General features: G+C 61.6%; 10 protein-coding genes and 4 pseudogenes. 5 read left to right on the top strand and 9 right to left on the bottom strand.

Annotated elements, in window-relative coordinates; all coding sequences use genetic code 11:
- Window positions 1–181 precede the first annotated feature (181 nt).
- Entirely contained in the window at window positions 182–3,028 is a 2,847-nt protein-coding gene (locus DDF70_RS24705) for an ATP-dependent Clp protease ATP-binding subunit (protein ID WP_114947435.1), read from the bottom strand.
- A 361-nt stretch (window positions 3,029–3,389) separates the two neighbouring features.
- On the opposite strand from DDF70_RS24705, the pseudogene DDF70_RS24700 reads away from it, so the two are divergent.
- Window positions 3,390–4,485, top strand: a pseudogene (locus DDF70_RS24700) (NADH:flavin oxidoreductase/NADH oxidase).
- A gap of 85 nt (window positions 4,486–4,570) precedes the next feature.
- Entirely contained in the window at window positions 4,571–4,819 is a 249-nt protein-coding gene (locus DDF70_RS24695; protein ID WP_114947434.1) for a hypothetical protein, read from the top strand.
- A 38-nt stretch (window positions 4,820–4,857) separates the two neighbouring features.
- Here the strand turns inward: DDF70_RS24695 and DDF70_RS24690 are convergent, their stop codons facing one another.
- The 5 genes and pseudogenes from DDF70_RS24690 to DDF70_RS24675 all read right to left on the bottom strand — a co-directional run bounded on the left by DDF70_RS24690 (window position 4,858) and on the right by DDF70_RS24675 (window position 8,686).
- The gene (locus DDF70_RS24690; protein ID WP_114947433.1) at window positions 4,858–6,219 is read right to left on the bottom strand and encodes an NAD(P)/FAD-dependent oxidoreductase; all 1,362 of its coding nucleotides are present in this window, start codon (window positions 6,217–6,219) and stop codon (window positions 4,858–4,860) included.
- A 152-nt stretch (window positions 6,220–6,371) separates the two neighbouring features.
- Window positions 6,372–6,569: pseudogene (locus DDF70_RS37565) on the bottom strand (arginase family protein); the annotation flags it as partial.
- Between the two features lie 153 nt (window positions 6,570–6,722).
- Window positions 6,723–6,986, bottom strand: a pseudogene (locus tag DDF70_RS38815) (plasmid pRiA4b ORF-3 family protein); the annotation flags it as partial.
- Between the two features lie 19 nt (window positions 6,987–7,005).
- Window positions 7,006–7,086, bottom strand: a pseudogene (locus tag DDF70_RS39300) (IS1096 element passenger TnpR family protein); the annotation flags it as partial.
- Between the two features lie 235 nt (window positions 7,087–7,321).
- Entirely contained in the window at window positions 7,322–8,686 is a 1,365-nt protein-coding gene (locus tag DDF70_RS24675) for a family 1 glycosylhydrolase (protein WP_114947430.1), read from the bottom strand.
- A gap of 626 nt (window positions 8,687–9,312) precedes the next feature.
- On the opposite strand from DDF70_RS24675, the gene dgoD reads away from it, so the two are divergent.
- Window positions 9,313–10,452 carry a galactonate dehydratase gene (dgoD, locus tag DDF70_RS24670; RefSeq protein ID WP_114947429.1) on the top strand — a complete coding sequence of 380 codons (1,140 nt, stop codon included), beginning with the start codon at window positions 9,313–9,315 and terminating at the stop codon, window positions 10,450–10,452.
- Between the two features lie 291 nt (window positions 10,453–10,743).
- On the opposite strand, the gene DDF70_RS24665 is transcribed toward dgoD, so the two are convergent.
- The gene (locus DDF70_RS24665; RefSeq protein ID WP_114947428.1) at window positions 10,744–11,679 is read right to left on the bottom strand and encodes an NHL repeat-containing protein; all 936 of its coding nucleotides are present in this window, start codon (window positions 11,677–11,679) and stop codon (window positions 10,744–10,746) included.
- Between the two features lie 324 nt (window positions 11,680–12,003).
- Window positions 12,004–12,525 carry a two pore domain potassium channel family protein gene (locus tag DDF70_RS24660; protein WP_114947427.1) on the bottom strand — a complete coding sequence of 174 codons (522 nt, stop codon included), beginning with the start codon at window positions 12,523–12,525 and terminating at the stop codon, window positions 12,004–12,006.
- Window positions 12,526–12,898: 373 nt separating this feature from the next.
- On the opposite strand from DDF70_RS24660, the gene DDF70_RS24655 reads away from it, so the two are divergent.
- A complete protein-coding gene (locus tag DDF70_RS24655) occupies window positions 12,899–15,877 on the top strand; it encodes a Tn3 family transposase (protein ID WP_114947426.1) in 2,979 nt (992 codons plus the stop codon).
- 130 nt (window positions 15,878–16,007) lie between these two features.
- A complete protein-coding gene (locus tag DDF70_RS24650) occupies window positions 16,008–16,190 on the top strand; it encodes a hypothetical protein (protein WP_205772471.1) in 183 nt (60 codons plus the stop codon).
- A 19-nt stretch (window positions 16,191–16,209) separates the two neighbouring features.
- Here DDF70_RS24650 and DDF70_RS24645 read toward each other — a convergent pair.
- Window positions 16,210–17,354 (bottom strand): IS3 family transposase gene (locus DDF70_RS24645; protein ID WP_425374111.1). Its coding sequence is split into 2 segments (ribosomal slippage): window positions 16,210–17,096 and window positions 17,096–17,354, totalling 1,146 coding nucleotides; the frame shifts between segments, so codons are not numbered across the junction.
- Window positions 17,355–17,394 lie beyond the last annotated feature (40 nt).

Below are 17,394 nucleotides of genomic sequence, written 5' to 3'. Positions count from 1 at the left end.
ACAGGCGCTGGCAGAATACCAGGTCTGACAGCAGACGACCCACTAGCGCATCGGACGGACCCGCAGGGCCTGCCGATGCGCTCTTCGAAGAGTGGACCATCGGATTAGATCCCAAAAGTGCAAATCCACTTTTGGGTCCGATGCTCTAAGCCTCACATGCAGGATCGGGAGGCTTTGTACGTCACTCGGCAGCCGTGCGTCCTTCGTCGCTGGCTTTACGCTCGACTTCGACGCTGCTGCGAGGCTCCTCCCTGGTGCCGCCTTCAGCCGGTTCTGCGGCTTGCGGTTCCAGCTCCACTTTCTGCCGTTCGCCGTCCCAGCGTGCGGTCACCCGGTCGCCTTCGTGAACCTCGTTCGCAAGCATCGCGCGGGCGAGTTGCGTTTCGAGTTCCGAGCGGATCAGGCGTCGCAACTCGCGCGCGCCGAATTCCGGTCGGAAGCCTGCCGCGGCAAGATGATCGACGAGGCCGTTGTCGATGACGAGTTCGACACCTTGGGCGTGGGCCGTACGCTTCACCCGCTCCAGCTGAAGCTCGACGATGGAGCGGATCTCGCCCCGCGCCAGGGCATGGAAGACGATGATCTCGTCGATGCGGTTGATGAATTCCGGCCGGAAATGGCTGCGCAGAACCTCCATCAGCTCACGCCTGAGCTTGGCCTGATCGTCTTCGCCCGTGCCGCGAAGGTTGAGATGGCGCTGGATGATATCGGAACCTAAGTTCGATGTAGCGATCACGATCGTGTTGGTGAAGTCGACCACGCGGCCCTTGCCGTCGGTCAGCCGGCCGTCATCGAAAACCTGCAGCAGCACGTTGTAGACATCCGGGTGCGCCTTCTCGATCTCGTCGAGGAGCACCACGGAATAGGGCCTGCGCCGCACGCGTTCGGTGAGCTGCCCGCCTTCCTCGTAGCCGACATAGCCGGGAGGGGCGCCGATGAGCCGAGCGACCGCGTGGCGTTCCATGTACTCCGACATGTCGAGGCGGATCATCGCATCCTCATCGCCGAAGACGGTCTCGGCGAGAGCCTTGGCGAGTTCCGTCTTGCCGACGCCGGTCGGCCCTAGGAACAGGAAGGTCGCGATCGGACGCCGACCCTCGCGCAGACCTGCCCGTGCCAAACGAACGGCGTCGCTCACGGCCTTGACGGCCTCCTCCTGGCCGATGATGCGCTTGTGCAGGCGCTCTTCCATGTTCACGAGACGTTGGCGCTCCTCTGTCGTCAGCTCATTGACCGGCACGCCCGTGAGTTTGGATACCACCTGCGCGATGTTCTCGGTACGCACCTCGGTCGAGGCCGAGCTGCGTTCCCGCCTCCACCGTTCGGTTGCTTCCTGCAGATCCTTGCTTCGGGCATCGTGCCGTGCCTGAAGTTCCGAAGCGCGGTCGAACTGCTTGCGGGAGGACGCATAGTCCTGTTCCCGCTTGAGCTGGCGGACTTCCGCCTCCAATTCCTGCACGTCCACAGGCCGGGCGGTGGTCGAGATTTTCACGCGCGCGGCCGCCTGGTCGATCAGGTCGATGGCCTTATCCGGCAGGAAGCGGCCGGTGATGTAGCGATCGGACAGTTCCGCCGCCGCGATGATGGCCTCGTCCGTGATCGTGACCTTGTGGTGCGCCTCAAGCGTGTCCCGCAACCCTCGCAGGATCATGATGGTCTGGGCGACCGTCGGCTCGGGCACGAAGACCGGCTGGAAGCGGCGCTCCAGGGCGGCATCCTTCTCGATGTGCTTCTGGTATTCGTTGAGCGTCGTCGCGCCGATCAGGTTGAGCTCGCCACGGGCGAGTGCAGGCTTGAACACATTGGCGATGTCGAGTCCGCCTTCGCCGCCGCCTTGGCCGGCGCCCACGATGGTGTGGAGTTCGTCGATGAACAGGACGAGTTCATCCTCGCGTTCGGTCACCTCCTTGAGGATCTGCTGGACGCGCTCCTCGAACTCGCCGCGATACTTGGAGCCTGCCACCATGGAATTGATCGAGAGTTCGACAAGGCGCTTGTCGCGGAGGCTCTCGGGCACTTCACCGGCAACAATGCGCTGAGCAAGACCTTCGACGATGGCGGTTTTGCCGACACCCGGTTCGCCGATGAGAACCGGGTTGTTCTTCTTGCGGCGGGCGAGAACCTCGATGGTGGTCTCGATTTCCTGCGCCCGTCCGATCACCGGATCAAGCTTGCCCGCGCGGGCGAGCTTGGTGAGATCGCGCGAGTACTTGTCGAGGTTGGGCGTGTTGGTGGGCGTATCGACCCTTCCTTCCTCGGCGCCGCGGCCGACCACCTTGGTGACCTGCTGGCGGATGGCCTGGGGCGTGAGACCATAGCGGTTCAGGACATCCGGCCCGATGCCTTCACCCTCCTCGGCCAAGCCGATGAGCAGGTGTTCGGGCCCGACATAGGAATGACCGAACTCGCTGGAGACCGAGAAGGCCCGTGACAGAGCGCTCTTCACCCGAGGAGAGACACCGATCTCGCCGCCTTCTTCCGGATTGAAGTCGCCGCGTGGACTTTCTTTGACGATCTGGTTGCGCAGATCGTCAAGGGAGACCTTGAACTGTTCGAGGATGGAGCGGATGACATCGCTTTCGGTGAGCGCCAGGAGCAGATGCTCGGTATCGACCTCGCGGCGGCCGAAGTCGCCGGCGCGCCGGGCGGCCGCTTGCAGGATCTCTTCCGCATGCTCGCTCAGGCGCTCGGCGACACCGGCTGCGGCACCCCGCCCGCGCGCCCGTCCACGCCCGGATCTTGTCGGAACAGACGGTCCTTCATCGCCCGCCTCGGGTCGCTCTCCCGGCCGGCTGCCGATATCGGACGAGGGGCTTCCGCTGAAGAAGTCATCGGAGAAGAAATCATCGAACAAGCTGCCGCGTCCGCCGAAGAGAGATTCCAGCGGAGAGCTCGACCGCTGCTGGCGAGCCAGGCGCCGGTAATCGACATCGCACAGCTCCATGACCTGCCGTTGGCCGTTGCTGACAACCTGCGCTCGAACGGTCGCAGGCCGAACTCCACAAATGTCACACAATCCGTCCGCCATGGTCTTTCCTCCATGCTGACTCTCTCGTGCGGTGGGTGTCGTCAATTCCGTAGGCGTTCGACCCGGCGCACGACTTCGGAGTGGTCATTCATCGCTAGCGGTCGCTCCGGCCGTTACGCAGATCGGGCGGTTCCTGGGGAGATTACGATCTAGGATGATTCTCCAACGCAAATCAGAAACGGCCGATATGATAGTCCGAACAGATCGGCTGGGCAAAACCGGTCGTTGAACCTGAGACATGATTCTTCCGTCATGGTCATCTATCCGGACCACGAGGGAGCAGACCTTTTCGGCCGGAGGAGCGTTTCAGAGCCACTGAGTTCCTGACGACGATACCCATCTGCAACCGAAGAGGCAGTCCATGTCGCACGCGAAGCTGTTTACGCCCTTCCGGGTCGGAGACCTCGAACTCGCCAACCGGATCGTCATCGCGCCCATGTGCCAGTACTCGGCCGAGAACGGTTGCATGAACGACTGGCACCTGATCCATCTGGGCCAGCTCGCGCTCTCGGGCGCTGCGCTCCTGACCATCGAGGCGACGGCCGTTTCACCCGAGGGCCGAATAACCTACGGGGATGTCGGCCTCTATTCGGACGAGTGCGAGGCAGCCATGCGCCGCGTCCTCGACGGCATCCGCCGCTGGTCCGATATGCCGATTGCGATTCAGCTGGGCCATGCCGGGCGCAAGGCGTCCACGGAGGTTCCCTGGAAGGGCGGAAGGCAGATTTCGCGCGATCACGTCAACGGCTGGCAGACGGAGGCTCCCTCGGCGATCCCTCAAGTGGCCGGCGAGGTGCCGCCCAAGGCTCTCGATCACGATGGTCTTGCACGGGTGCGGAAGGCCTTTGCCGACGCGGCCAGACGCGCAGCGCGCCTCGGCCTCGCTGCCGCTCAGATTCACCTTGCCCACGGCTACCTGCTTCACCAGCTCCTGTCTCCGTTGTCCAACCAGCGGGACGACGGGTATGGCGGCTCCCTCGACAATCCGATGCGCTTCCCGCTCGAGGTCTTCGATGCCGTTCGCGCCGCGTTCCCGGCCGAGCGCCCGGTGACGGTGCGCGTCTCGGGCACGGATTGGGCCGAGGGCGGTTGGACGATCGAAGAGACGGAGGAATTCGCGCGAGCCCTCAAGGCACGCGGATGCAGTGCGATCCATGTCTCGAGCGGCGGGCTGACACCGGCCCAGAATATCCCCGTGGGACCGAGCTATCAGGTGCCGCTCGCCCGCGCGCTGAAATCCGTTGGGATGCCCGTCATCGCCGTGGGCCTCATCACGGATTACGTGCAGGCGGAGTCCATTCTCGTCACGGGCGATGCCGATCTGATCGCCCTTGCCCGCGCTGCTCTCTACGATCCGCGCTGGCCCTGGCATGCCGCCGCGCATTTCGGCGCCGCAGTACCTTCGCTCGCGGCCGCGGCAATACCCGGATCTCTTCAAGCTTCGCGCGGATGATTGATCCGTCAAGGCAAACGGGAGCCAAGTGTGATCGTTAAAACAAAACAGGGTTCATTCGCATAGGGAGAGGATCGGAGGATTCTCAAATGGAACTGGACGAGACGGCATGCGAAATTCTCGATTATTTTCGGGACACGCATCGCAGACCGGGAGCTCGCGTCACCATGGCCACGCTGGATGCGCATTTCGGGGCGGACCCCTTGGTGATCGTGGCGGTGTCCGAGCTGACTCATCTCGGCTACGTCACCGCACCCGATGCCGGGACGATCGAACCAACCGACCGTGGCTTTGACGCAATTCACCGCAGAGCTTACCGCGGGAGCGGCGGCGAATAGCCGGACATGGTTCTGCTCCTCGGAAAGGTCAGCGGCGATTATCGCCAGTCGGCCCGGCCGGCACGGGGCTGATCTCGACCAGGCCTGTGGCTCACCTCGACGGAAGTGGGTAGGGGCCGCATCTTTTCATCCCGGGCCATTCTCTGCGTGTCGGGGCTATTGATGATGAGGCGCGCTCCCCGCTGATAGGTCAGGTAATTCCACAGCCAGCTGAACGCCACGACGGCGCGGTTGCGCAGCCCGATCAGGAAGTAGATATGCGCGAAGCCCCAGAACAGCCAGCCGATGAAGCCCGTGAGATGAATGGAATTGAGCTTCACGACGGCGGCCTTGCGCCCGATGGCGGCAAGGTCGCCTTGATGGCGATACCGGAAAGGTCCAGGCGAGGTCCTGTTCTCGACATTCGAGGCAATCACATCGGCCACATAGCGACCCATCTGCTTGGCCGCCGGCGCAATCCCGGGCACTGTCCTTCCAGTCGCATCGGCCACTGATGCAGTGTCGCCGATCACGAAGATCTCGGGCCTGCCCGGAATCGTCAGATCGGGCTCGACCTTGACCCGCCCGGCACGATCCCGTTCGGCTCCAAGCCACTCGGCGGCAGGAGAGGCCACCACGCCGGCGGCCCATATGATCGTGCCGGCCTGGATCCGTGTCCCCTCCAGATCGACCCCGGCCTTGTCACAATCCGTCACCCGCGCCAGGGTCCTGACCTCCACGCCCATGCTTTCCAGGGCCCTGTGGGCATAGGCCGAGAGATCCTCGGGAAATGTCGGCAGCAGGCGGGGCCCTGCCTCAATCAGGATCACCCGGGCGGCATGCGGGTCGATCCGCCGGAATTCGGCCGGCAGGGCATGATGAGCCACTTCGGCTATGGCTCCGGCCAATTCGACGCCGGTGGGGCCGCCGCCCACGACCACGAAGGTCAGCAGACGGCGCTGCTCGTCATGATTGTCGGTCAGTTCTGCGCGCTCGAAGGCGAGAAGGACCTTTCGGCGGATGGCCGTCGCATCCTCGATTTGCTTCAGTCCCGGGGCGACGGAAGCCCATTCCGAATGTCCGAAATAGGAATGCGTGGCGCCTGTCGCGAGGACGAGATAGTCATATGGAACACTTATCGATCCCGCATGGATAATACGCGCATCGGCATCGATGCTGGTCACATTCGCCAGGAGCACCGTCGTGTTCTTCTGGCGTCTGAGAATGCCGCGGATCGGCCAAGCGATGTCGGCCGGTGACAGGGCGGCCGTGGCGACCTGATAGAGTAAAGGCTGGAAATAATGGTAGTTGTGCCTGTCGATGATCGTCACATCGACAGGAACGCGCGCCAGGGATTGAGCCGCTGTCAACCCGCCGAATCCTGCCCCGACGATCGCGACCTTCGGTCTTCCAGCGGTCATGACGGCCCTCGCTGTTGTTGCGTAGAAAGAGCACGCTTTTGGCGCATCCCACGCAGCCTAATCAATGCAGCATCACCGATGTTACGAATGCGAGGCAATTCAGAGCTCAATCATGCCATAAGCCGGAACCGGCCGACAGAGCCTTGATCGGGTCAATCGATTCTGGGCGTATAACGATAGCTCTGGGTCGGACGGTCGAGAACACGCCATCCCATCGGGCTCGCGACAAGATCAACCATGAGCAGGGCCGTGCGGCCACGCTCGTCGAGAAATGGGTTGAGTTCGACCAGATCGAGACTGCCCGCGAGGCCGCTGTCGTGCAGGATTCCCATGATGAGATGGGTCTCGCGGAGCACCTCAAGGCGCTCCAGAGCCTCCTGAACGTCGTTGATCTCCTCAGCGTCGATGGAAGCGCCTGTGCTTCGCTTCAAAGCAAGCTGATCAATGAAACCGGCCGGGACAGCGAAATCATAACCAGCTTCTGGAGCGATCCAGGCCTCACGCCGGGCCAGAAAACCGGGCACCCCGCCGCAGTCCTCCGGTGGGCAGGATCCATCCCCGTCCAGGCAAATGGGATAGGTCCTCTGAGGGTCAGCCTCATGCCGGCTCTCAAGGCGCACCTCATGCTCCCAAGGACCATTGAGATCGTACGCGTAGCGAAAGCGGGTACCCAGACGGAGGCGAAGCCCGGAGAGTGGGATATCCGGAGACGGGGCCGCCAACTCCAGAGAGCCGAACCGTCTGGCCCGGAGCGTGAACTGGAACAGGTGGATGCCCCCAGCCCATCACGACCTGGATGACACCGTGCAGCTCCCGCAGGGTCATGCTGGCCGGGACCTGAACCCGCCGCCAGATCATGGGACTGATTCCGGGCAGCTAGACCTTGAACTGCAGAATCTCCGGAGCTGGGGAAGGATCAGGCGGCTCGGGTTTGGATGGGGTGCGCTTTGGCAAATAAGGGTGTCCCGCAGCCTTGTTTCGTCTGGCCGGGGACCTTGTATTGCCGATCCGTTATCAAACTGCCCCCCGAACCTTATGCTCTCCAGCCTCGGACACGCTCCGTGTGGAGCGGGATCGCGTTGTCACATAGGACGCCTCCTGGCTAAGTGCCCGCCCTAGGCTTCGCTCTCATCTCTCGGTGATAGTACCGGCGCCATCCCTCGCGCCGTCGCACCGCCATGGGTTCGTCATACTCGCTCGGCAATACGACCGGTACGAACAGGCACACGCTTTGCGTCGGCAATACCTCGCGCCATTGGAACAGGAGTCTCTTGTACGCTTCCCCGACAGGCCGGATGTTACGGTCGAGATCAAACAGCCCACGCGGATTCACATGGCCTCGCTGCTCGCGAAGGGCAACGTCCCAGTCGATCTGGTCCGTGAGCGAGTACCAGGTGAAGCCGACGATGGGGACGCGATTGTTGCGCACGCGCAGGACGTTGGCCCATTGCTTCCAGAGCCAGTCGATAGCCTCGTCGCCCTCTGGGCCCTGATCGAAGTTGGTCTCGGTGTGCATGACCGGCAGGCCATAGCGGTCGTGATACTGGCGCGTGATCTCGTCATAGCCGAACACCTCTCCGGCGGGCCGGATCTGGCCGTGGGAGTCCACACGGTGCTCATTCGAATGATAGAAGTCGTTGCCCATGATGCAGTGGTGGCGCAGGTTGTCCTCGAGGAAGAAGTGATATTCCTCCCGGGTCATGCCGTTATCGAGCAGGAACTCGTGCATCTCGGAGTTGACCGGACGGCCGTAGTTCAGGTCGAGGGAGAGAAATCGTCGTGCATTCTGGATCTCCGCGGGCTTGATCGCTTGCGGGCGCTCGGGGTGGAAATACTCGGACGATTCGCTCTGGATGAAGATCGCGTCGGGCCGCTCCTCCAGAATGGCATACATAGCCAACACGTTGGCCCTGACAATGTGTTTGAGCGCGGTGACGAAACCCTGATCGGTTTTTAGCTGCTCGTTCCAGTACCCGGTCGCCGCCGAGAACGTGGCGCAGATGAACATCTCGTTGACGGGGGTGTAGAGTTGGACCCAGGGGAAGCGGTGTGCGAAGGCGCTGGCGTACTCGGCGAAGAGGGCAGGGAAGTCCGGGTTCTGAAAGGTGCCGATCCAGTCCGGCACACCGAAATGGCATAGGTCGACGATCGGAACGATGTCCCGCTCCTTGAGCCGGGCGAATGTCTGGTCGGCGAATTCCCAGTCGTATTGGCCCTGACCGAGGAACGTCCGGTACAGGGGCGGGCCATAGCGCAGGAAGCGGATGCCCAACTCGTCAAGAAGATCGAAGTCCCGCTCCCACAAGCGATAGTGGCCGCACTCCTCCATCTCGTCCCGGCGTACGCGGCCGTTCTGGATTGTGGGATAGCTGTTCTCAACCCCGGTCGCGAACAGGAACAGGGGGGGCCTGGTTGGCTGGCGATCGGAGCGAGCCGAAGACGAGTGGTTGCGTACGACATTGTTCATAGGCCTCTCTCCTTCAGCATGCGGGAACCGCATGATCGTGTCGCTCGGGTCCCGTTGGGGCGGTTATCGGTGGGGCCCCGTCTCGATCGGCAGCCGGTTGGAGCGGTGCACCATCAGGACTAGAGGCCTGCGTAAGGCTCAAGGACAGGCAGCCATTGGCAAAGCAGGATGGAGTCGCGTGCGAGGTTCTGGCACGACTCTCCGCTTTCGTGGGAGTACGGATCAGGGACATGCGCTGCCTCGTCCTGTTCCTTAAAGCACTCGTCTAAGAATTGAGCCGTTGAAAGCACGTCACAGACCGGCTCTTGGCAATCTATCTCGACTATATGGCACCATGGAACCGTTCGATGTGCTATAGACCAGGGTCGAGGAGATCGCCCGACATCCCCCTTGCGGAACGGCAAGATGGTCAAGAGGTCGGGGACCGGCCTTTGTGGTATATAATCTATTGGCGTATTGTTCGTTTCCCAGCGCCCGAGGTTGCGCTGCTGTCAGCGAGCTCAGCCCATTGCATCATTTGGCCTTGCCAGAGGCGATGCTGATCCACATTGTTTGGAAGAAGAAGGCTGCAGATTCTTCGAGTGTGTGGTTGCACGCCTGAGCGAGAGCGCCCTTGGAGGTGCCTGATGAAGCTGAGCAGAATCGAAACTTTCCATGTCCCACCGCGCTGGCTGTTCGTTCGCGTTGAAAGCCACGACGGGGCTGTCGGCTGGGGGGAAGCGAGCCTCGAGGGCCATGCTGAGGCGGTCGATGGAGCATTCGAGAGCTTCCGCGACCGCTTCATCGGCCACGATGCCCGCCGAATCGAGGACATCTGGCAGGTCGCCTATCGCGGCGGATTTTATCGCGGTGGTCCTGTTCTCATGTCGGCGCTCGCGGGCCTTGAGCAGGCCCTGTGGGATATGAAGGGCAGGGCTTTCGGGATGCCGGCCTGGGAGATGCTCGGGGGACAGGTGCGCGAGAAAATCCGCGCTTACGCGTGGATCGGCGGCGACCGCCCAAGTGAGATTGCCGCCGCAGCCCGTGCGAGACGTGAACAGGGCTTCTCGGCTGTCAAGATGAATGCCACGGCAGAGCTCGACTTTCTCGGGACGCCTAAGATCCTCGCCGATGTGGTGGAGCGAATTCGCGCGGCGCAGGCGGAAGGTTTGGATGTTGGTCTTGACTTTCATGGTCGTGTCCACAAGCCAATGGCCAAACAACTCGCCAAACTCCTTGATCCTCTGGGCTTACTGTTCATCGAAGAGCCCTTGCTCATGGAAAATCCAGAGGGGTTGGCACAGATTGGCAGGATGATCGCAACTCCGATCGCCCTGGGCGAGCGGCTTTACTCACGGTGGGACTTCAAGCTGTTCTTGGAGCGGGGTGCCGTCGATATTATCCAGCCCGACCTGAGCCACGCCGGAGGGCTGCTCGAGTGCCGCAAGATCGCTGCGATGGCTGAAGCGTACGATGTTGCGGTCGCACCGCATTGTCCCTTAGGACCGTTGGCCCTGGCGACATGCCTGCAGCTTGCAGCCTGTACGCCGAACGTCGTCATCCAGGAGATGTCACTCGGTATTCATTACAATGTCGAGCATGATCTCCTGTCCTTTGTCAGGAATCCTGATGTGTTGACCCCCGCCGATGGCTTTTTGCCCATCCCGACAGGCCCTGGGCTCGGGGTTGAGATTGACGAGGCGGCTGTGCGCGAGGCGAACAGGGAGCGGCACCGCTGGCGTAACCCTGTGTGGCGCCACCCCGATGGAAGTCTTGCTGAGTGGTAACCGTGGTGTGCGAGACGGGCCCGAGGAGGCGGAGAGACGGCAGGGTAGCGACGGTGGATATCAAAAACGAACTGCGACGGCGCATGCATTGATCTATCCCTGCGCAGGGACGATGGCGGAAGCCAGTGCTCACAGGCTGGAGAGCATAAGGATGTGTGGGGCACCCAGCTACGGATCTGTTTTAGGAGCCTGCCATCTCAACACGGTTACCTGCCCATCAATGGGGCTGTCTGTCATCAAGCGCTTCAGACCTGCCCCATCAAATCTCATGCTCTCCAGGCTGCGTCGCTGCTAAACGTGCAGCAGAAATTCCGGATTGTCCGCCAGCTTGCACTCAAATTTCATCGGCTTGAAGTCGGAGTCAAACTTCAGGATGATGTTCTCGCCGCGGCTAGCGATATAAAAGTGCCCTGATTTCGTGAACGCCATTCCGCACGCTTTTTCCACCTTCACTCCTTCGATTGGGGCGAGCGTGAAATCACCCGCAGAACTGGGCAGTTTCGCAGTAAGCACCGCGTTGCCGGCGCTGACGTACAAGCTACCCTTCCACACCACCATATGGGCGGGCGACTCCACGGCATTGCTTTGGCACAGAAATTTCCCGTTCTTGTCATAGACTTTGATTCTGCCAGCGGGCTCATCGGCAACATGGAGTGCGTTGTTCGCCCACACCACTCCCCGAACGGAATGCTTGTTTTTGCCCGACCCAGCGTATTCCAGCCCAGCCGGAGACTTCACCGGCGTAGTCGTCGAACCCAGGTTGCCCACGCTGGAAGCTACAAAAGTGCCAGGGTAGAACGTGCCACTTGCGAGCAGCGCTGGAGCTTGCGGAGCCGGCGTCGCACTCGTGCCGTCAGCGGAGATCATCAGGCGGGTGACGATGTTAGTGTCCTGACTTGAGACGTAGCAGTAGCCCGCGTCGTCAAACGTTATATCGAATGGATGCTCAATTCCTTTGCAACTTCGCGACGAAACAAACGTGCTGAGGAGTTTGTACTGCGTGCCCGCCCCTTCGTAGCAAAGCACGCTGTTTTCTTTTCGATTGCCATTTACCACGTAGAGGTACTTGCCGACCAAATGAATGCCGCGAAGTTCATCCAGCAGGATCTCTCCGCTGTCCCGCAGCACGCTGGAAGTGATCCTATTCCCGTCCTTGTCGTGGGCGTGCACGTTGTTCCTGTGTGGGTCTGTTTGGGGCTTGCCGCCGTGAAGCGTAACGAAGAGCATAAGGTCCTCCCAGAGGAACTCACCGTGCCAACCGTCGATCCAACGCCGTGCGCTTCAGCTATTGGCCCAGGCCGACTAATAACTTAGGCGTCTAACTCTAGCGCAGCATCGAGGATCCGTCGCAGGCGTCTCACTTCGACGCTGACGGGGGTGATCCGCGGCTCCGCCCAGTGGCTGGTGCGGTACTCCCGGACGAGCTAACCGAACCGAACCCAGGCGCTCTCGTCATACAGCGCGAGAATCTCACCCACATCCGCGCTAGGCCATCACTGATCAGACAGGCCTCGGCCGGGACGGGCGTACCGCCCTGTACGGTGCTTGAAGTTACTTGGGGTCGGATTCGGCTGCTTTCTTTCGTTCGGCGTGGTGGGTGTCGAGTGCTCCGAATTGCGTCATGATGTAGACGAGCACGCTCGACGTCCAGCCGAAGGTGAAAAGCCCTGAGACAGCGATGATCGGACCCAATTGCCGCCAGCTCAGCGGCAGCCGGACAGCGCCCTCACCGAGGGTCGTATAGGTCTCGGCTGCAAAAAAGGCCGCGGCTGAGAGCCCGGGAATGAGTTTGAGCCAGTAGATCGGCAGCGCCCAGACCATCACCTCGATCAGATGGACGATGACGAGTTGCGCGATCACGCTGCCGAACAGGAGGTTGACCCGCCAATGGGGCGTCTCCGTGGTCACATGGACCCAGCGTCCGGAGAAGTAGCGCGAAACTCGTCGTATGCCGGCACCGTGAACAAAGACCACCACGACAAGGATCATGATGCCAAGCGCAATCTGGAAGAGGTCGAAGGATGTGGAAACCACTTCGACAGGCAATTGGGTCAACGGGTCCTGTGGGATCATGCTGTCCTGGTCTTGGGCCCTGGAAGGGTGCCGTCGCACTTAGCGCTGGTCGCGTGATGCAAGGTCCGGCGAGTATCCGGCTTTTCCATGAAATTTTCGTTGCTGGGCCCAGCTCGTTAGTTGGGGTTGGAACAAGAACTGCTTCCAAACACACGCTAAGCTAGAACGGACCAGGAACTTCCCTCTGTTCAGGCTGCGCGGCCCCCTACCCTTTTGACCAACCAGGATCGGACACTTCCGCTGCGCCATCACGGTAACTCTATTCAGAACGTAACGTGTGGACAGACTACGCGGCGGCTGTATCGAGCAGAAAGATCCCGCACCCTTGCTTCAAGCCACGGAAGCGGTGGGCAACAAGCGCGGGAGATGAAGGATGACACGTCGGAAGCTTCTGAGCCCGGAGGAGCGTGAGGCACTGCTTGGCATTCCAGACGACGAGGCCAGCCTGATTCGGCACTACACTCTGTCGCCACAGGATCGGCTCCAGGCTGAGGTCCGAAGGCGGTCCCACAATCAGCTCGGCTACGCAGTCCAGCTCTGCCTCATGCGCTATCCTGGCCGGATCCTTGGGGTAGAGGGAAGCCCGCCCGCCGCCCTGGTAGCCTACGTGGCCGAGCAGTTGGAGGTCGACCCCGGCGCCTTTGCTCTCTACTCGCGCCGCTATCACACCCGCTTCGATCACAGTCGCCGTCTGGCGCAATACCTGGGCGTCCGGACCGCGACACGCGAGGACCGGCGCGCGGCTCTGATAGCGGCGATCAATGCCGCTGGGGTGACAGATCAGGGACTGCCGATCGCGACTGCCGTCGTCAATGCGTTCCGCGAACGTGGTGCCCTGCTGTTGCCGGACGGCGCACTCGAAACGATCGGCATCGCTGGACGCGCCATTGCCCGCCAGCGGGCCGAGGCTGCCCTGCTGGAAGGATTGTCGCTGGATCAGCTCGACAGCCTTGATGCCATTCTCACGGTTGATCCAGCGATCCAGCAGACCCGGTTCAGTTGGCTGCGCACGGCGCCGGATGCACCCGGCGCCGACAATCTGATCGGCCTCATGGATCGTCTGGCTTTCGTCCGCTCCATGGCCATGGATCCGCAGCGGCGTGAGCGGATCCACCCTGAGCGCTGGACCCAAATCGTCCGTGAGGGGGACGCGGCTCCGGCGTGGCTCGTGGCCGACTTCAACGCCAATCGGCGGCGGGCAACAATCATCGCGCAACTGATCACACTCGTGGAGCGGTTGACCGACGAGTCGGTCACGATGTTCATCAAACTGATCGGCCGGCTCTTCGCGCGAGCCAACACGCGCCGCAAGCAGAAATACGCCGACACTCGTCAAGAGGCCACCAAGGCGCTGCGCCTGTTCCGCGACACCTTGCGAGCCCTCGTTGTCGCCAACGATACAGGCCGGAATGCCATCGATGTTCTCGACGATGAGATCGGATGGCATCGCCTGTTGCAGGCCAAACCCGAAGTCGAAGCCATGGTGCGGGATGCTGATCCCGATCCGCTTCTGCTGGCTGCGGAGCGCTACGGCCCCGTGCGCAAGTATGCTGCGCGTTTCCTTGAGATGTTTACCTTCCGCTCGTCCCGCCGGCATGACTCGCTGCTGGCGGCTATCGGGACACTCAAGACCTTGAATGCTGCCGGACGTCGCACCCTGCCGGAGCGAGCGCCAGTCGGCCACCTCACCGCCCAAGCCCGCAAGCTGATCTTTGCCGACGCCAAGCCGGATCGCCGTCTGTATGAGATCGCGACCCTGGCGGCCCTTCGGGATCGGTTGCGCTCCGGCGACATCTGGGTCGAAGGTAGCCGCGCCTTCCGGCCCATGGACGAACAACTCATGTCGAAGCCGGCCTTCGCAGCTTTGAAAGCAGCCGATGAACTCGGTCTCAGCGTTCAGAGTGATGCCGTGGCATATCTCAGCGAGGCGCGTCAGACCCTGGACTTTAACCTCAAGCAGCTGGCCTATCGCGCTCGCAACGGCAAGCTCGAAGGTGTTCGGATCGAGGCTGGGCAGCTCGTCGTCACTCCCATTCCCGGCGATGTACCGGCAGCAGCCGAGGAGTTGAAATGGGAACTGGCCGACATGTACCCGCTGGTCGAGGTGCCCGATCTCCTGAGGGAGGTGCATGCTTGGACCGGGTTTGCCGATCGCTTCACGCACATCCGCACCCAGGAACCGCCTGAGAACATTCGAGCTATGTTGGCCGGGGTTCTAGCTGACGCCACCAACCTCGGTGCCAAACGGATGGCCGTGGCTTCGAAAGGCATCAGTGCGCGGGAAATCGCTTGGAAGCGGATATTCCATACCCGGCCTGAGACCTACAAGCTGGCGCAGGCTTGCATCACCGACAGGCACGCCCAGCACCCCCATGCCCTGCTCTGGGGCGATGGCTCTACAGCCTCGTCGGATGGACAATTCTTCCAGGCCAGCGATCGCGCAGGCCAACGCAGCGACATCAATCTGCATTACGGCAGCGAACCTGGTTCGAAGTTCTACAGCCATTTATCCGACCAGTATGGCTACTTCAGTATCCTGCCAATCAGCGCCACCGAAAGCGAGGCTCCCTACGTGCTGGATGGTCTGTTCGACCATGAGACGGAGCTCGATATCCAAGAACACTTCACGGATACAGGGGGCGCCACCAGCGACCATGTCTTTGGTCTCTTTGCCCTGACAGGCCGGCGGTTTGCTCCGCGGCTGCGCAACCTGAAGGACCGGAAGCTCCATACTTTCGAGAAGCCGGATGCCTATCCGGCGCTCCAGGAGCACATTGGCGTGCCGATCAACACCAGCCTGATCATCGAGTACTGGGATGACCTGCTTCATCTGGGGGCCTCGATCCAAACGCGGACGGTAGCTCCCTCAACAATCCTCAAGCGGCTGGCCGCCTCTCGCAATCCCAGCCAACTCGCCCACGCCCTTCGCGAACTCGGCCGTCTCGAGCGCACGCTGTTCATGATCGAGTGGTATTCGGACCCTGCTCTGCGGCGGCGTTGTCAGGCTGGCTTGAACAAGGGCGAGGCGGCTCACAAGCTCAAACGGGCCGTATTCTTCCATGAACGCGGTGAGCTTCGCGACCGCTCCTTTGAGAGCCAGGCCTTCCGTGCCTCAGGATTGAACTTGGTGGTCAGCGCGATCATCTACTGGAACACAGTCTATCTCGGGCACGCCGTGGACCATCTCCGCTATCAGGGGCGGATCATCCCGCCTGAGGTGCTCAAGCACGTGTCACCTCTGAGTTGGGAGCACATCAATCTCACCGGCACCTACGCCTGGGGCGAGCAGCCTGTGCTCGTTGACGGCTTTCGTCCCCTGCGCTTGCCGAAGACCTTGGCACGCGCCGCATGATCCGATGAGCGAAAACGGGGGTTCTTTGTTCGTTCTAGCTTAGACCCTATGACCGTCACACGCGCGGAAGTGCGCGATACTCCGGGGCGAAGCAGCGATGCAACTGACGCTGTAAACCTGGAGACTGACCATGACGATGATCAAGTTCATTGGCCTCGATGTGCACAAGGACACTATCGCGGTTGCTGTTGCGGATGAAGGGCCCAAGGGTGAGGTGCGCTTCTACGGCACGATCCCAAACACCCCCGAGGCGATCCGCCGGCTCGTCAGCCGCCTGTCCGGTCCCGGGGTGAGATGGATTTGCTTCGCTTAAGTGGAGAGCGGTTTGCTAGCTATTCGGCCAGCCTTTCGAACTGAACCGGACTGACATAATCGAGTGTCGAGTGACGCCGGACGGGGTTGTAAAAGCCGTCGATGTAGTGGCCGATCGCCTGCTTGGCCTCGGCTCTGGTCTCAAAGACGGTGCGCCAGACCAGCTCAGATTTCAAGGTCTTGAAGAAGGTCTCAACAACGGCGTTGTCGAAGCAATTGCCTTTCCCGGACATTGAGATCTGGATGCCGTGTTTCTTCAGCGCGGCCTGATACTCGTTCGAACAATATTGACTGCCGCGATCCGCATGATGGATCAGCCCCTCACCAGGTCTTCGGATCGCCAGAGCCTTGCGCAGGGCTTCGAGCGCCAGTTCCTTGTGGAGGCTGTCACTGACCGCCCAGCCGACCACCCGGCGGGCGAAGAGATCGAGGACGACGGCCAGATAGAGCCAGCCCTCGTTCGTCCACAGATAGGAGATATCGGCCGCCCACTTCTCGTTCGGGCGCTCGGCCGAGAAGTCCTGCTCGAGCAGGTTGGGCGCGATCGGAAAGCCATGATGGCTGTCGGTGGTGCGCTTGAACCGCCGCTTCTGCCGGGCTTTCAACCCGTTCTCGCGCATCAGCCGAGCAGTCCGACGGCGACCGACCTTCAGGCCCTTATCCTGCAACTCGCAAGTCATGCGGGGACTGCCGTAGGTCTCATGCGAGCGGATGAAGGCCGAGCGGACATGGGCCAAGAGCACCAGGTCCTCCCGCTGACGGCAACTCGCCGGACGCGATCGCCAGGCGAAATAGCCGCTCTGGCTCACGCCGAGAACTTGGCACAGGCGGGTGACGGGGAACTCCTCTTTCGCCACATCGATGAACCGGAACTTCATCGACTTCCCTCCTTGGCGAAAAAAGCCGTGGCCTTCTTCAGGATCTCCCGCTCCTGGCGCAGGATCTCGTTCTCGCGCCGCAGTCGCTTCAACTCGGCCGCCATGTCCTCTTGGCGCTCTTCGGGCGGATCATCGATCTGGTGCTCGCGCCGGCGATCAATCCAGTGGCGCAGGGTCGACAGGCCGACCCCGAGATCCGCGGCAATCGCACGCCGGCTGCGGCCGCTGGTCAGAGCAAGCCGCACCGCCTCATCCTGGAACTCTCTCGTAAAGCGTGTCTGGGGCATGGAGATCCTCCTGCTTCATGAAAGGCTCTCCATTTTTTCG

The organism is Microvirga calopogonii, from assembly GCF_003347665.1.
GTDB classification, from domain to species: Bacteria; Pseudomonadota; Alphaproteobacteria; order Rhizobiales; family Beijerinckiaceae; genus Microvirga; species Microvirga calopogonii.
The sequence above is the reverse complement of the archived record's forward strand: the minus strand, read 5'-3'. Positions and strand labels throughout refer to the sequence as shown.

Excerpts from the sequence above, each read along its gene's own strand:
- DDF70_RS24705 (WP_114947435.1), bottom strand. The coding sequence starts at position 3,028 with ATGGCGGACGGATTGTGTGACATTTGTGGAGTTCGGCCTGCGACCGTT.
- DDF70_RS24695 (WP_114947434.1), top strand. The coding sequence starts at position 4,571 with ATGGAACTGGACGAGACGGCATGCGAAATTCTCGATTATTTTCGGGAC.
- DDF70_RS24690 (WP_114947433.1), bottom strand. The coding sequence starts at position 6,219 with ATGACCGCTGGAAGACCGAAGGTCGCGATCGTCGGGGCAGGATTCGGC.
- DDF70_RS24675 (WP_114947430.1), bottom strand. The coding sequence starts at position 8,686 with ATGAACAATGTCGTACGCAACCACTCGTCTTCGGCTCGCTCCGATCGC.
- dgoD (WP_114947429.1), top strand. The coding sequence starts at position 9,313 with ATGAAGCTGAGCAGAATCGAAACTTTCCATGTCCCACCGCGCTGGCTG.
- DDF70_RS24665 (WP_114947428.1), bottom strand. The coding sequence starts at position 11,679 with ATGCTCTTCGTTACGCTTCACGGCGGCAAGCCCCAAACAGACCCACAC.
- DDF70_RS24660 (WP_114947427.1), bottom strand. The coding sequence starts at position 12,525 with ATGATCCCACAGGACCCGTTGACCCAATTGCCTGTCGAAGTGGTTTCC.
- DDF70_RS24655 (WP_114947426.1), top strand. The coding sequence starts at position 12,899 with ATGACACGTCGGAAGCTTCTGAGCCCGGAGGAGCGTGAGGCACTGCTT.
- DDF70_RS24650 (WP_205772471.1), top strand. The coding sequence starts at position 16,008 with ATGACGATGATCAAGTTCATTGGCCTCGATGTGCACAAGGACACTATC.